Source organism: Baekduia sp. (genome assembly GCF_035318805.1).
In the GTDB taxonomy this organism is placed as follows: Bacteria; Actinomycetota; Thermoleophilia; order Solirubrobacterales; family Solirubrobacteraceae; genus Baekduia.
Map to the genome: position 1 here is coordinate 60964 of NZ_DATHDY010000116.1, position 13899 is coordinate 74862.

Consider the following 13899-nt stretch of genomic DNA (forward strand, 5'->3'; position numbering starts at 1 on the left):
GATTCCCCGACAGGAGAGCCCATGCCCTACTCCGTTCCTGCTCTGCCGTACGCCTACGACGCGCTCGAGCCGACCATCGACGAGCAGACGATGAAGCTGCACCACGACAAGCACCACCAGGCCTACGTCGACAAGGCCAACGCGGCCCTCGAGGGCACCGAGTTCGACGGCAAGCCGGTCGAGGAGGTCCTCGCCAGCCTGTCGTCGCTGCCCGCCGACAAGCAGACCCCGTTCCGCAACAACGGCGGCGGCCACGCCAACCACACGCTGTTCTGGGAGAGCATGAGCCCGGACGGCGGCGGCGAGCCGAGCGGTGACCTGGCCGGCGCCATCACCACCGCCTTCGGCTCCTTCGATCAGTTCAAGGAGCAGTTCGAGGCCAACGGCGTAGCGCAGTTCGGCTCCGGCTGGACCTGGCTGGTCCTCGACGGCGGCGAGCTCAAGCTCACCAAGACGCCGAACCAGGACAGCCCGGTCCTCGACGGCCAGACGCCGCTGCTGGGCAACGACGTCTGGGAGCACGCGTACTACCTCAAGTACCAGAACAAGCGCCCGGACTACCTCAAGGCATGGTGGAACGTCGTGAACTGGGACAAGGTCGCCGAGCGGTACTCCGCCGCCAAGGGCTGACCGGGAGATTTCAGGCCGGCCGGGCGCGCGTGGCAGGATCCCGCGCGTGCCCGGCCGCCTCCCGTCGCTGATCAGGCCCGCAGGCGGTAGCCGCGGGAGAAGAGGCGGTGGTTGACCGCGAAGAGGGCGCCCGCGGCGGCCGTCAGGAAGATCAGCGACAGCGCGACGTTGGCCTCGGAGTAGCCGAGGAACCCGTAGCGCACCAGCCCGATCATGTAGTAGACGGGGTTGAAGTGGGTCAGCGTCTGGAAGGGCTCGGGCAGCAGGGCGGCCGAGTAGAAGACGCCGCCCAGGAAGATCAGCGGCTGCAGGACGAACGTCTGGGCGACCGACACGTCGTCGAACTGCTCGGCGCGGACGCCGACCAGCACGCCGAGCTGCGAGAAGAAGAAGCCGACGAGGAACAGCGCTGGGATCAGCACCAGCACGTGGTCGACCGGGATGTCGACCAGCAGCGAGGCCGCGCAGAAGGTGAGCGTCGCGACGATCATCCCGCGCAGGAACCCGCCGAAGGTGAAGGCCAGCAGCAGCTCCAGCGGCGACGCCGGCGACGACAGCTGGTCGTCGATCGAGCGCTGGAACTTCTGCTGGAGGATCGACGACGCGTTGTTGGAGAACGCGTTCATCGCCCAGGCCATCATGATCAGCCCGGGGACGATGAACACCACGTAGTCGACGCCGTGCAGCTTGTCGATGCGCGACCCGAGTGCCGCGCCGAAGACCGAGATGTACAGGAACGTCTCGAGCAGCGGCGCGCCCAGCGTCTGGCGCTTGATCTTGAAGAACCGGTTGCACTCGCGGCGCAGCAGCGCCATGAAGCGGATCTGCGTGGTCGTCATGACGCGATCTCCCGGACGGCGCCGCGTGAGAGCTCCTTGCGGCCCACCAGCTCCAGGTAGGCGTCCTCCAGCCCGGCCACGCCGTAGTGCTCGGCCAGGTCGTCGCTGGAGCCCGTCGCGACGATCTGGCCGTCGTTGATGAACGCGATCCGGTCGCAGAGCTGCTCGGCCTCTTCGAGGTAGTGCGTGGTGAGCAGGATCGTCGTGCCCTCCGCGTTGATCCGCTGGACGTAGTGCCACAGCTCCAGGCGCAGCTCGACGTCCACGCCCGCGGTCGGCTCGTCGAGGATCAGCAGCTTCGGCCGGTGCATCAGCGCCCGGGCGAGGATCAGCCGGCGCTTCATGCCACCCGAGAGCGTCCGTGTGCGGTCGTCCTTCTTGGCCGTCAGCGAGAACGCCTCCAGCAGCTCCTTGGTCCGCTCGCGGCGGTCCTTCTTGGGCATCCCGAAGTACCCGCCGTGGTAGTCGAGCGTCTCCTCCGCCGTGAGGAACCAGTCCAGGTTGAGGTCCTGCGGCGCCAGCCCGACCGCGCGCCGCGCCTCGCCGTAGTGCTCGATCGCGTCGTGGCCGAAGACGCGGATCGTGCCCGACGTCGGCTGCGCCAGCCCGGTCGTGCAGTGGATCAGCGTCGACTTGCCGGCGCCGTTGGGCCCGAGCAGCCCGAAGAACTCGCCCTCCTGAAGGTTCAGCGACACGCCCTTCAGGGCTTCGGTGCCCGTGGGGTAGCGCTTGACGAGGTCGGTGATCTGAAGGGCCATGTCCACCATCTTGCAAGTTGAAGTGCGCTTGAAGTCAAGCGTCGGGTACGGCAGGTCATGCCTGGGAGCGTCAGGGGTGCCGTAGGCGGCCAGCGAGGCCGAGGCCCACGACGGCCAGCCGTCGCCGCCGGAGGTGGGTCCCCCAGTCGCGATAGCGACACAGTCTCCTAAGCGCGGCTGAAGCGCCGGCCGGCCGTCGGGGAGACGGCCTCGTCGATCGCGTCGGCGTCGGCCTCGGCCTGCGCGGCCTCCAGCGCGGCGAGCCGCTCCGGCGTCAGCGCCGACTCGTCCTCGTTCTCGGCCAGCCACTGCGCGGCCTCGGCCGCCGCGCCCGCGTCGACCACGACCTTCTTGCCCGACGCATAGTACTTGTCGATCTCGGCGAAGAGCTCGTCGACGAGGTGCTCGGTGCGCACCTTCTTCAGCGGCTCGCCCTTCGAGAAGATCATCGCGGAGTCCTTGGCGCCCGTGATGCCGAAGTCGGCGTGGCGCGCCTCCCCGATGCCGTTGACGGCGCAGCCGAGGATCGAGACCTCGATCGGGTCGGCGTACTGCTCCAGCCGCCGCTCGACCTCCATGACGACCGAGTCCATGTCGAACTGCAGCCGCCCGCAGGTCGGGCAGGCGATCAGGACCGGGCCGCGCTCGCGGAGCTTCAAGGCCTTCAGGATCTCCCAGGCGACCTTGACCTCCTCCTCGGCGTGGAACGTCGAGAGCGAGATGCGGATCGTGTCGCCGATGCCGTCGGCCAGCAGCGTGCCGAGCCCGACCGCGCTCTTCAGCGAGCCCGACCACTTCGTGCCGGCCTCGGTGATGCCGAGGTGCAGCGGGTGGTCGATCTTCTCGCTCAGCAGGCGGTTCGAGGCGATCGTGTTGGGCACCGACGTCGACTTCATCGAGACCTTGAAGTCGTAGAAGTCGAGCGTGTGCATCAGCTCGACCCACTCGGTCGCGGCCGTGACGAGCGCGTCGACGGGGTTGGTGAACTCCAGGTCGCGCAGGTGCTTGGGCAGCGAGCCGGAGTTGACGCCGACGCGGATCGGCGTGCCCTTGGCCCTCGCCGACGCGATGACCTCGGCGACCTTGTCGGGACCACCGATGTTGCCCGGGTTGATCCGCACGCAGTGGGCGCCGGCCTCGATGGCCTTGATCGCCAGCGTGTGGTTGAAGTGGATGTCGGCGATGATCGGGATCTTGGACTCGACGACGATCGTCTTGAGCGCCTCGACGTCCTGCTCGCGCGGCACGGCGACCCGCACGATGTCGGCGCCGGCCTCGGTCACGCGGTGGATCTGATCCATCGTCGCCGTGAGGTTCGCGGTCTCCGTCTTGGTCATCGTCTGGACGGCGACGGGTGCGCCACCCCCGACGGGGACGTCGCCGACGCGGATCTGACGGGCAGAGGCCATGGCCCCCATGATAGAAGCCCGCCTCGCACCGCCCCACCGCCCGCGGTCCGTCCAGGCGTTTCGTCTAGCCTGCCGTCCGTGGCGGCCCCCGACGTGTACGGCACAGCACAGGGTCGCACCCGTGCGCGCATCGCCTCTCCCATCGCCGCTCGCGCCCGCGCGCGACGCCATGCGGAGTTCTTCGGCCTGACGGGGCTGCGGCCCGGCATGCGGGTGCTCGACGTCGGCTGCGGCACCGCCGGCCTGCGCGCCCTGGAGCCCGAGCTGGAGATCACCGGCGTCGACCTCCACCCGCGGCCCGACTATCCCGGTCCGTTCCTGCAGGCCGACGTCGCCGACGGCCTGCCCTACGCGGACGGCCAGTTCGACCTCGTCTACTCGTCCAGCGTCATCGAGCACGTGCCGCGCGAGCGGCGAGCGGCGTTCGCCGCCGAGGTGCGCCGGGTCGGGCGCGGACTCTATGTCCAGACGCCGGCCTACTCGTTCCCGGTGGAGCCGCACGCGCTGCTGCCGTTCGCGCACTGGCTGCCGGTGCGCATGCGCCGCCACTACTGGCGCGCCGGCACGCAGGGCTTCTGGGAGGACATCGACCTCCTGCGCCGCCACGAGGTCGCAGAGCTCTTCCGCGCGCCGGTGCACGCCGAGCGCGTCGGGCCGCTGGCCAAGAGCTGGATCGCCATCGCCCCCGTCCGGCCGCCGCGGTGAGCACGGGCGGTCCCGTCAACCTCCGCGACGTCGGTCGCCTGGTGGCCGACCGGCTGGACGCGGGCCCGCACGGCTACTTCGCCGGCGGGGCCGGGGACGAGCGCACGCTCGCCGACAACGAGGCGGCCTTCTCCCGCCGCAAGCTCCTCCCGCGCGTCCTGGTCGACGTCAGCGACGTCACGACCGCGACGACGGTCCTCGGCACCGAGATCGCGCTGCCGGTGCTGGTCGCGCCGGTCGCCCTGCAGCGCATGGCCCATCCGGACGGCGAGCCGGGCATGGCCCGCGCCGCGGCCGCCGCCGGGACGATCATGTGCATGTCGACCTTGGCGACCGCCACGGCGCGTGAGGTCGCCGCGGCCGCACCAGACGCGCCGCGTTGGTTCCAGCTCTACGTGCTGCGCGACCACGGCGTGACCCACGCGCTGGTCGACGAGGCCGTGGCCTGCGGCTACCGCGCGCTGGTCGTCACGGTGGACGCACCCCGCGCGGGCCGCCGCGAGCGCGACCTGCGCACCGGCTTCGCCGTCCCGCCGGGCATCGACATGCCCGGCATCACCCTCGCGGCGGGCCACAGCGCGGGCCTCACGCCCGCGGACTTCTTCTCGCTGGTCGACGCCTCGCTGACCTGGAAGGACCTCGAGCGCCTGGTCGAGGCCGTCCATCTCCCCGTGCTCCTCAAGGGGATCCACTCCGCCGCCGACGCCCGCCTGGCCATCCAGCACGGCGCGGCCGGCATCGTCGTCTCCAACCACGGCGGCCGCCAGCTGGACTCCGTGCCCGCCGGGATCGACCTGCTCGAGGACGTCGTGCAGGAGGTCGCCGGCGCCGTCGAGGTCCTGGTCGACGGCGGCGTCCGGCGCGGCACCGACGTGCTCGTCGCCCTTGCCCTCGGCGCCCGCGCGGTGCTGGTCGGCCGGCCGCTGCTGTGGGGCCTCGCCTGGGACGGCGAGGACGGCGCCCGCTGGATCCTCGACGCGCTGCGCACCGAGATCGAGCGCGACCTGACGCTCCTCGGCGCACCGTCGCCCGCCCACGTCACGCGGGCCCACGTGGTCTGAGCGGGCGGCCCTACGGCGTCGAGGTCGTGGTCGTCTTCGCGGGGGTGCCGCCGCCGGCGCCCAGCGACTCGCGCAGGCGTTGCGCGTCGCGCAGCAGCTCGCGCTGGCGCTCGATGATCGCGTCCAGCCGGCGCTGCACCTCCGCGTCGCTGGGCCGCGCGCCCGACGCCGGGGCCGTCGTGGACGGAGCCGCGGGCGTCTGCTCGTCGGGCGCCGGCTCGGCGGCCGCCGCCCCCGGCACCACGCCGGTGGCGAGGTAGCGCAGCGTCTTGGCCTCCGCCTGGGGGTCGGTGTCGTTGTCGAAGATCGCGGTGACCTTGTTGCGCGCGGCGTCGACGATCACGGTCTTGGAGACCGAGTTGGCCGCGTCGGGCACGATCGAGACGAGGTAGACCAGGCGCCCGGCCACGAACACGGGCCGCGGCTCCACGACCCGGAAGTCGCCGCCGCGGCCGCCCTGCTGGTCACGGCTGGCGAAGTCCACGCCCGGGATCGTCACGGACCGCACGGTCTCCAGCGCGCGGCGGTTGCCGGTCAGGCTCTGCCCGCGCGGGACCCGCCAGATGTCGGTCTTGCCCGTGACCGTGTCGGTCAGGAAGATCGCGTTGACCGCGAACGCGCGGCCGTACGGCTCGGCGACGGTCACCCATTTGGCGCCGCGTTGCGGGCCGAAGTCGATGAGGTAGGGCTGCTGGTTGTCCTCGGTGTCGCTGATGTGGGTCTGCTCCTCGTGGACGAACCACGCGTTCCACAGCCCCTTCTTGTAGGCGTAGGCGTCCTGGATGCGCCGGGCGAGAGCCTCGGGGAAGATCCGGCCGGAGGCCACCAGCGCGGGCCGCGCCGCCGCCTCCTGCGGCATCAGGTCCTCGATGCGCCCGTCGGGATGGACCACGAAGACGCCGCCGAACACCGGCCGGCGGATCAGCAGGCCCTTGTACTTCATGTACGGCACGACGATCAGCGGCTGGCCCGCGTCGTCGAGGATCGCCGTCTCTTCGCCCAAAGTGATCAGGTAATGGCGCTTGAGCAGCTGCCAGCGCAGGTTGTCGGTGATCCGGACGCCGGGCGCGTACTTGAACTCCGCGTCGACCTGGCGCACGGTGCGCGCGGTCTGCTCGGCGTCGAGGGCGACCACGCCCTGGCTCTTCTTGGAGAACACGCGAAACGCGCCGTCGGGCGTGCGCATCGCGGTCCACTCCAGGCCTTCCTTGCTGCGCACGATGTGGAAGTCGGTCAGCTGCTCGGTCGGCGAGTTGAATCCGCCGGCGGCGATCTGCTCGGCGACCTCCTTGGGCAGGAGCCGCACGGTGCCACCCGCGGGCAACGTCCTGGCGTCTGCGTAGTCGGTGCTCTTGTAGAGCGCCCGGGACACCAGCGGCCCGTTGAGGCTCGCGAACAGGACGAACGACAAGAACGCCACCAGCGGCACGGCGACCAGCGCCCGGGGCCGTCCGCCCGCCCGGATCCGCCGGACGATGTCGCGGCGCACGTGCCATTGGCGCGCCAGGAAGGCGCCGAGGATCACCACGGGCGGCAGCCACACCAGCGGCGCCGTCCAGAAGAACATCACCAGCCCGTGGAACCACGGCCGGAAGTACCACAGGATCGCCAGCGCGACGAGGCCGAGGGCCGTCAGGAGGGCGGCACCACGCCGGCGGGAGGTCATGTCGGCACGACCCTACCGGCCCGTCCAGCCGCGGTGGCTGCGCCGCATCCGGCTCAAGAGCCCACCCCACGCGGCCGTTAACCCAGGTGAACCGTGCCCGAGAGCTCCTCCCTGTCCCTGATCGCCTCCCTGCGGGGTGCGCTGGAGGCCGCCCGCGGCGTCCGGACGCACGACGACCTCGTCGGCGCGCTGGACCGCGTCGCCGCGGTCCTCGCCAAGGCGCTCGGCTACCGGACGGTCGCCGTCAACCTCCACCGCCCGGAGTGGGACGACTTCGAGGCGATCACGGTCCACGGCTCCGCCGACGCCCGGGCCACGCTGCTGGGCCAGGCGTCGTCGTGGGAGCAGTGGGCGCCCTACATCGCCGCGCGCTTCGAGGTCCGCGGAGCCCATCACGTACCGGCCGGCGCCCTGACCGTCGGCCAGGGCGGCATGGCGGTCTACACCCCGCCCGGCCCGCGGTCGGCCGCCCCCGGGGACTGGGATCCCGAAGACCTCCTGATCGCCGTCCTGCGGCGCGCCAACGGCGACGTCCTCGGGATCCTCTCGGTCGACGAGCCCGTACACGGGCGCCGCCCCGGCGACGACGACCTGGATCGTCTCGTCTCCATGGCCCAGATCGCCGCCCTGGCCGTCGAGCAGGCCCAGGACGGCCGCCGCGAGGCCGCCCACCGGACCGCGCTGGAGCGCCTGCTGTCGGTGTCGTCGCGCATCGCCGACGCCCGGTCGGGCGGCGGCGTGCTCGACGCGGTCTGCGCCGGCATCCGCGACGCCCTGCGCTTCGAGCGCGTGGCCGTCCTGCTCGCGGAGGACGGCGGCCTGCTGCGCCCGGCGGCCACCGCCGGCTGGACGCTGCACGACCCCGTCTTCTCCCACGTGGCCTACACGCTCGCGCAGCTCGCGCCGATCCTGCAGCCCGTCCACGACCGCCACGGCTGCTTCCTGCTGGAGCGCGAGGAGGCCGAGGGCCTGCTCGGACAGCAGAACACCATCTACCGCTCGCAGTCCAACGGCCGCGGGCCGTACGCCTGGGACCGCCACTGGCTGCTCGTGCCGCTGATGGGGCGCGACGGCGAGCCCCGCGGCGTGATCTGGGCCGACGACCCCGCCGACCGGCTGCTGCCCGCCCGCGAGAGCCTGCAGGCGCTGCGCCTGTTCGCCGACCAGGCCGCTGCCGCGCTGGACGCCGCCCGCGACTTCGAGGCGACCACCCACCGGGCCGACCACGACCCGCTCACCGGCCTGGTCAACCGCGCCGCGCTGGCCGAGCGCCTGCGCCATGCGCTGCAGCGCGTCAAGCGCTCGGGCAGCAGCGTCGCGGTGCTGTTCATCGACCTCGACAACTTCAAGCACGCCAACGACACGCTCGGCCACACCGCCGGCGACGAGCTGCTGCGCGTGACCGCGGCGCGGATCGACGAGGACCTGCGCCCCGGCGACACGGTCGCGCGCTTCGGCGGCGACGAGTTCGTCGCGATCTGCGAGGACGTCAGCGGCGCCGACGAGGCGATGGACGTCGCCGAGCGCCTGCGCACGCTGCTGGCCGAGCCGATCCCGCTGGCGGCGGGCGTCGCGCAGGTGACGGCGAGCATCGGCGTCGCGCTGCCCGACCGGCCCGACCGCAGCGCCGAGGCGCTGCTGCAGGCCGCCGATCGCGCGATGTACGAGGCCAAGGCCGCCGGCCGCGACGCGGCGCGCCTCGCCACGCCCGGCGCCGGCTGGCCGTAGGCGCACGGCGGGCGCGACCCGTCACCATGCAGGCATGCCCGAGCTCGACCACGGCGTGCCGTCCGAGGCACCCCCGCCCGTCCCGCCGCCGCTGACCGACGTCGAAGCCGTGCCGCGCCGCAGCACCGCCGAGGAGGCGCGCACGCTGCTGGCGGCCACCAACGTGGCCACGCTCGCGACGCTCAGCGACGACGGCGGCCCGTGGGGCTCGATGGTCACCTACGCCGCGCTGCCCGACGGCTCGCCGGTCCTGTGCGTCTCCCAGCTGGCCGAGCACGGGCGCAACCTGGCGCGCGACGCGCGCGCGAGCCTCGTCGTCGTCGATCCCGCACCGGTCGCCGATCCGCTGGCGGCCGGCCGCGTCACGCTCGCCGGCGCCGTGATCCGCCCGGCCGGCGAGGAGCACGCGGCCGCCCGTGCCGCCTACCTCGCCGCGGTCGACTCCGGCCGCTACTACATCGACTACACCGACTTCTCGCTCTACGTGCTGCGGGTGGAGCGCGTGCGCTGGGTCGGCGGATACGGGCGCATGTCCTCGACCGACGGCGCCGACTACGCCGCGGCGCAGGCCGACCCGATCGGCGGGGCCCGCGGCGCGGTCGACCACCTCAACGCCGACCACGCCGACGCGCTGCTGGCGATGGCCCGCTCGCTCGGCGGCTACCCGGACGCGACGAGCGCGCGCTGCACCGCAGCCGATCGCTATGGCCTGGACCTCGTCGTCGAGACCGAGCGCGGCACGGCGCCCGCCCGCGTCGGGTTCGCCGAACCGGTCGCCGATCCGGCGAGCCTGCGCGGCGCGACGGTCGAGCTGACCCGCCGGGCGCGCGCGAGCCCGGCCCCGTAGCTACTTGGTGTACATCCCGGCGATGTCGCGGTCGTACTTCTCGGCGATCGGCTTGCGCTTGAGCTTCATCGTCGGCGTCAGCTCGTCGCCGCCGGGCAGCCAGTCGCCCTCGACGATCACGAACTTCTTGATCTGCTCGACGCGCGCGAGCTTGGCGTTGGCGCCGTCGATGCCCTCCTGGATCGCGGCGCGCACGCGCTCGTCGTGCGACAGCGACTCGAGCGTCGCGCCCTCGATGCCGTTCTGCGCGGCCCACGCGGGCGCGAAGTCGGCATCGAGCACGATCAGCGCCGTGTTGTAGGGCCTGGCATCGCCGATGCAGACCGCGTTGCCGATCAGGGGCGACGCGCTCTTGATCGTGGCCTCGATGTTGGCCGGCGACATGTTCTTGCCGGCCGCGTTGATGATGATCTCCTTCTTGCGGTCGACGATCTTGACGTAGCCGTCGCCGTCGATCTGCGCGATGTCGCCGGTGTGCAGCCAGCCCTCGGCGTCGATCGCCTCGGCGGTCTTGTCGGGCAGGCCGCGGTAGCCGGCCATGACCAGGCCGCCGCGGATGAGCAGCTCGCCGTCGTCGGCGAGCTTGAGCTCGCAGCCCGGCGTCGCCGGGCCGACGGTGCCGATCTTGATGCGCTGCGGCGGGTTGACCGCGCCGCCGCCGCACGTCTCGCTCATCCCCCACAGCTCGCCGAGCGGCAGCCCGATGGCGTGGAAGAACTCGAGGACCTCGACCGGCGTCGGGGCGGCGCCGACGTTGATGGCCACGACCTCGTCGAGGCCGAGCATCGAGCGCAGGCCCGCGAACATGGCGGCGTCGGCCTGCGCCACGCGCTCGGCCAGCGCGGCGGGGACCTCCTCGCCGGCCTGCTCGAGGCGCACCTTCTGCAGGCCGTCGGCGACCGCGGCGCGCGAGGCCTGCTGCTGCTCGGGCTGCTGGCCGGCGATCATCGCCTCCAGGCCCGACTTCAGCTTCTCCCAGATGCGCGGGACCGCGAAGAACCAGTGCGGGCGGACCTCGGGCAGGAACGCGATGATGTCGCGCGGGTTCGGGCAGCACGTCACCTGGAACCCGAAGACGATCGGCAGGTAGTGATGCGCGGCACGCTCGGCGATGTGCGCGTTGGGCAGCCACGAGATGACGCGCGCGCCGTCGGGGAACTGGACGATCTCCTCGATGCCGCTGACCGCCGAAAGGAGGTTGCGATGGACGAGCTCGACGCCCTTGGGCGGCCCGGTCGTCCCCGACGTGTAGATCAGCGTCAGGACGTCCTCGGGCCCGAGCGCGGCGACCGAGGCGTCCACGTCGAAGTCGGCGGCCGGCAGGTCGTCCAGGCGGGTGACGCCCTCGGGCACCGCGTCGCCGTCGACCACGATGACGTGGGCCAGGCCGGGCAGCGTCTTGCGCGCCTCGAGCACGTTGTCGAGGAACTGCTGCTCGGTGACGATGATCTTCGCGCCGGCGTCCTGGACGACGTACTCGATCTGGTTCGGCGCGTACGTCATGTAGATCGAGAACGGCGTCGCGCCGACCATCATCGCCGCGAGGTCGGCCTGGTGGAACTCCGGCCGGTTGCCGAGCATCAGGGCGATCGTGTCGCCCTTGCGCAGCCCCAGCGCCGACAGGCTGCCGGCGAGGCGGTCGACGCGATCGCGCAGCTCGCCCCAGGTCCAGGAGACGGCACCGCCCTTCGTGCGGACCGCGACCTGGTCGGCGCGCTGCTCGGCGGTCAGCCGGAAGGCCTCCGCGATCGTCGCGGCGTCCACGCCCCGCTTCGGCGTCGTGCTGCTCTCCACCTCGACCCCTCCCTTGTGGCTACTTCACTCCGAAGCCGCCATCTTGGAGCCGACCGATGTCGTTGGTCAACCCCACGGCGAACAACATGATGACCAGCACGAAGCCGACGTAGCTGGCCTGCTCCATGACCCGGAACGGGATGGGGCGCCCACGGACCTTCTCCGCCAGGGCCCAGAAGATGTGGCCTCCGTCCAGCGGCAGGAAGGGGAAGAGGTTCACGATCGCCAGCGACAGCGAGATCAGCGCGAGGATCCGCAGCGCCAGGTCGATGTCGTCGGCCGCGAACGACTGGCGGGTCGTCTCGTAGGAGCCGACGACGCCGGAGAGGTTCTTGCGTGCGGAGCTGTCGTAGAAGAGGCGCGTGACGGTGTCGACCGTGGCCGTCGTGACGTTCCACATGCCGGTGACCGAGCGGTTGGCCGAGTCGCCGATCGGCAGGCGGTGGTAGGTGCCGCCGAAGGAGAAGCCGAGCAGCATGCGCTTCAGCGTCTTGTCGTACCGCGGGCTGACGTCGAGGACGACCGTGCGCCCGGCGCGCTGCACCGTGACCTTGGCCGGCGTCGCGGCGACGCACTTGTCGACCTTGGCCCCGGCGGCGCACGTGTGGGTGTTGATGCGCGTGCGCAGCACCTCGGGATCGCCCTTGACGCCGTCGACGGCGACGATCTTGTCGCCCGGCTTGAGGACCCCGGCGGCGGCTGAGGCGGGCTGGACCGCGCCGACGGTGGAGTTGACGACCTGCTCGCCCTTGAAGGCGAACAGCGCGAAGAGGATCAGGAACGCGACGAGCACGTTCATGGCGGGGCCGGCGGCGATGACGACCACGCGCTTCCACACCGGCTGGCGGTAGTAGGCGCGCTCGGCGTGCTCCGGCGCGATCTCCTCCGCCGGGTTCATGCCGGTGATCTTCACGTAGCCGCCCAGCGGGATCGCGCCGACGCCGTACTCGGTCTCGCCGCGCTTGACCTTGAACAGCAGCGGCGGGAAGAAGAGCGCGAAGCGCTCGACGCGCATGCCGACGGCCTTGGCCGCGGCGAAGTGGCCGAACTCGTGCAGGATGATCAGCGCGGCGAAGCCGACGAAGGCGAGGATCCAAGACACTAGGCGCGCGCTCCGATCTGCTCGCTCGCGAGCTCGCGGGCCTCGCGGTCGGCCTCGAAGAGCGACTCGAAGGCCCGGACCGGGCCGCCGGGCAGCTCCTGCAGCGTCGCGTCGATCACCTCGGCGATGCCGGTGAACGGCAGGCGCCCGTTGAGGAAGGCGTGCACGGCGACCTCGTTGGCGGCGTTGAGCACGCAGGGCGCGGTGCCACCGGCCAGCGCGGCCTGGCGGCAGAGGCCGAGGCAGGGGAAGGCCTCGTCGTCGACGGGCTCGAAGCTGAGCGAGCCGATCTCGGCGAGGTTCAGGCGCTTGGTCGGCAGCGCGACGATGTCGGGGTGGTGCAGGGCGTAGGCGATCGCGATGCGCATGTCCGGGAGGCCGAGGTGCGCGAGCTGCGCGCCGTCGGCGGTCTCGACCAGGGCGTGGACGATCGACTGCGGATGGACGACGACGTCGATCTTGTCGTAGGGCACGCCGAAGAGGTGGTGGGCCTCCATGACCTCCAGGCCCTTGTTCATCAACGTGGCCGAGTCGATCGTGATCTTGCCGCCCATCGACCAGGTGGGGTGGTTCAGGGCCTGCTCGACGGTCACGTCGGCCAGCTCGGCGTGGGTGCGACCGCGGAACGGGCCGCCCGAGGCGGTGATGGTCATGCGCTCCAGCGCGCCGGGGGGCACGCCGTTGAGCAGGTGGTGCAGGGCGGCGTGCTCGGAGTCGACGGGCAGCAGCTGCGCTCCGGTGGCCTCGGCGAGCTGGGTGACCAGCTCGCCGCCGACGACCAGCGACTCCTTGTTGGCGAGCGCGAGGTCGATCCCCTCGCCCAGCGCGGCCACGGTCGGGCCGAGGCCGGCCGAGCCGACCAGCGCGTTGAGCACGAGGTCGGCGCCGGACTCGAGGACGAGCTGGACGAGCCCCTCGGCGCCGACGAGCACCTCGCCGTCGGTCCACGCCTCGGCGGCGCGCGCGGCGGCGTCGCGATCGGCGATCGCGATCCGGCGCACGCCGGTGCGCGCGGCCTGCTCGACGAGGGCCTCCCAGGAGCGCGCTGCGCTCAGGCCGACGATCTCGAGATCGTCGGTGCGGGAGACCACGTCGAGCGCCTGGGTGCCGATCGACCCGGTGGAGCCGAGCACGAGGAGGCGTCGGGGCATTGCCCAGAAGGGTAGCCGCGGGGACCTCAAGGTCTGATCAAGCTTGGCGGGAGGCCGCCAGGGCGGCGACGGCGCCGTCGAGCGCCGCCGTCTCGGGTACCGCCGTGCGTCCCAGCCACGGCACGCGCGCGATCGCCGTGGGGCGTCGGACGCCGAGGATCCCGCCGACCAGCGCGGTCAGCAGCGCGGTCCCGCTACCGCCCAGGCGC

The 13899-nt window shown here is 72.1% G+C and carries 12 protein-coding genes; 5 read left to right on the forward strand and 7 right to left on the reverse strand.

What is annotated here, in order from left to right:
* Positions 1–21 precede the first annotated feature (21 nt).
* Positions 22–630 carry a superoxide dismutase gene (locus tag VK501_RS23715; protein WP_324341900.1) on the forward strand — a complete coding sequence of 203 codons (609 nt, stop codon included), beginning with the start codon at positions 22–24 and terminating at the stop codon, positions 628–630.
* 71 nt (positions 631–701) lie between these two features.
* On the opposite strand, the gene VK501_RS23720 is transcribed toward VK501_RS23715, so the two are convergent.
* The 3 genes from VK501_RS23720 to ispG all read right to left on the reverse strand — a co-directional run bounded on the left by VK501_RS23720 (position 702) and on the right by ispG (position 3636).
* Entirely contained in the window at positions 702–1469 is a 768-nt protein-coding gene (locus VK501_RS23720; protein WP_324341902.1) for an ABC transporter permease, read from the reverse strand.
* Positions 1466–2227, reverse strand: a complete 762-nt coding sequence (locus VK501_RS23725) for an ABC transporter ATP-binding protein (RefSeq protein WP_324341904.1) — start codon at positions 2225–2227, stop codon at positions 1466–1468. Before VK501_RS23725 ends, VK501_RS23720 begins: the two co-directional genes overlap by 4 nt.
* 167 nt (positions 2228–2394) lie before the next feature.
* Positions 2395–3636 (reverse strand): flavodoxin-dependent (E)-4-hydroxy-3-methylbut-2-enyl-diphosphate synthase, encoded by a 1242-nt coding sequence (gene ispG, locus VK501_RS23730; RefSeq protein WP_324341906.1) that lies wholly within the window; start codon positions 3634–3636, stop codon positions 2395–2397.
* A 78-nt stretch (positions 3637–3714) separates the two neighbouring features.
* Between ispG and VK501_RS23735 the strand changes: the two genes are divergently transcribed.
* Positions 3715–4341 (forward strand): class I SAM-dependent methyltransferase, encoded by a 627-nt coding sequence (locus tag VK501_RS23735; protein ID WP_324341908.1) that lies wholly within the window; start codon positions 3715–3717, stop codon positions 4339–4341.
* The gene (locus VK501_RS23740; protein ID WP_324341910.1) at positions 4338–5402 is read left to right on the forward strand and encodes an alpha-hydroxy acid oxidase; all 1065 of its coding nucleotides are present in this window, start codon (positions 4338–4340) and stop codon (positions 5400–5402) included. Before VK501_RS23735 ends, VK501_RS23740 begins: the two co-directional genes overlap by 4 nt.
* Before the next feature lie 10 nt (positions 5403–5412).
* Here the strand turns inward: VK501_RS23740 and VK501_RS23745 are convergent, their stop codons facing one another.
* Entirely contained in the window at positions 5413–7068 is a 1656-nt protein-coding gene (locus tag VK501_RS23745) for a hypothetical protein (RefSeq protein WP_324341912.1), read from the reverse strand.
* Positions 7069–7161: 93 nt separating this feature from the next.
* On the opposite strand from VK501_RS23745, the gene VK501_RS23750 reads away from it, so the two are divergent.
* Together VK501_RS23750 and VK501_RS23755 are read left to right on the forward strand one after the other, a co-directional pair.
* A complete protein-coding gene (locus VK501_RS23750) occupies positions 7162–8796 on the forward strand; it encodes a GGDEF domain-containing protein (protein ID WP_324341914.1) in 1635 nt (544 codons plus the stop codon).
* Positions 8797–8830: 34 nt separating this feature from the next.
* Entirely contained in the window at positions 8831–9643 is an 813-nt protein-coding gene (locus VK501_RS23755) for a HugZ family protein (protein ID WP_324341916.1), read from the forward strand.
* On the opposite strand, the gene VK501_RS23760 is transcribed toward VK501_RS23755, so the two are convergent.
* From VK501_RS23760 to dxr, 3 genes are read right to left on the reverse strand one after another with little or no spacing between them, the layout of a single operon-like run.
* Positions 9644–11437 (reverse strand): AMP-dependent synthetase/ligase, encoded by a 1794-nt coding sequence (locus tag VK501_RS23760; RefSeq protein WP_324341918.1) that lies wholly within the window; start codon positions 11435–11437, stop codon positions 9644–9646. It abuts the gene before it with no gap.
* Positions 11438–11456: 19 nt separating this feature from the next.
* Positions 11457–12539, reverse strand: a complete 1083-nt coding sequence (locus VK501_RS23765) for a M50 family metallopeptidase (protein ID WP_324341920.1) — start codon at positions 12537–12539, stop codon at positions 11457–11459.
* Positions 12539–13690 carry a 1-deoxy-D-xylulose-5-phosphate reductoisomerase gene (gene dxr / locus VK501_RS23770; RefSeq protein WP_324341922.1) on the reverse strand — a complete coding sequence of 384 codons (1152 nt, stop codon included), beginning with the start codon at positions 13688–13690 and terminating at the stop codon, positions 12539–12541. Before dxr ends, VK501_RS23765 begins: the two co-directional genes overlap by 1 nt.
* Positions 13691–13899 lie beyond the last annotated feature (209 nt).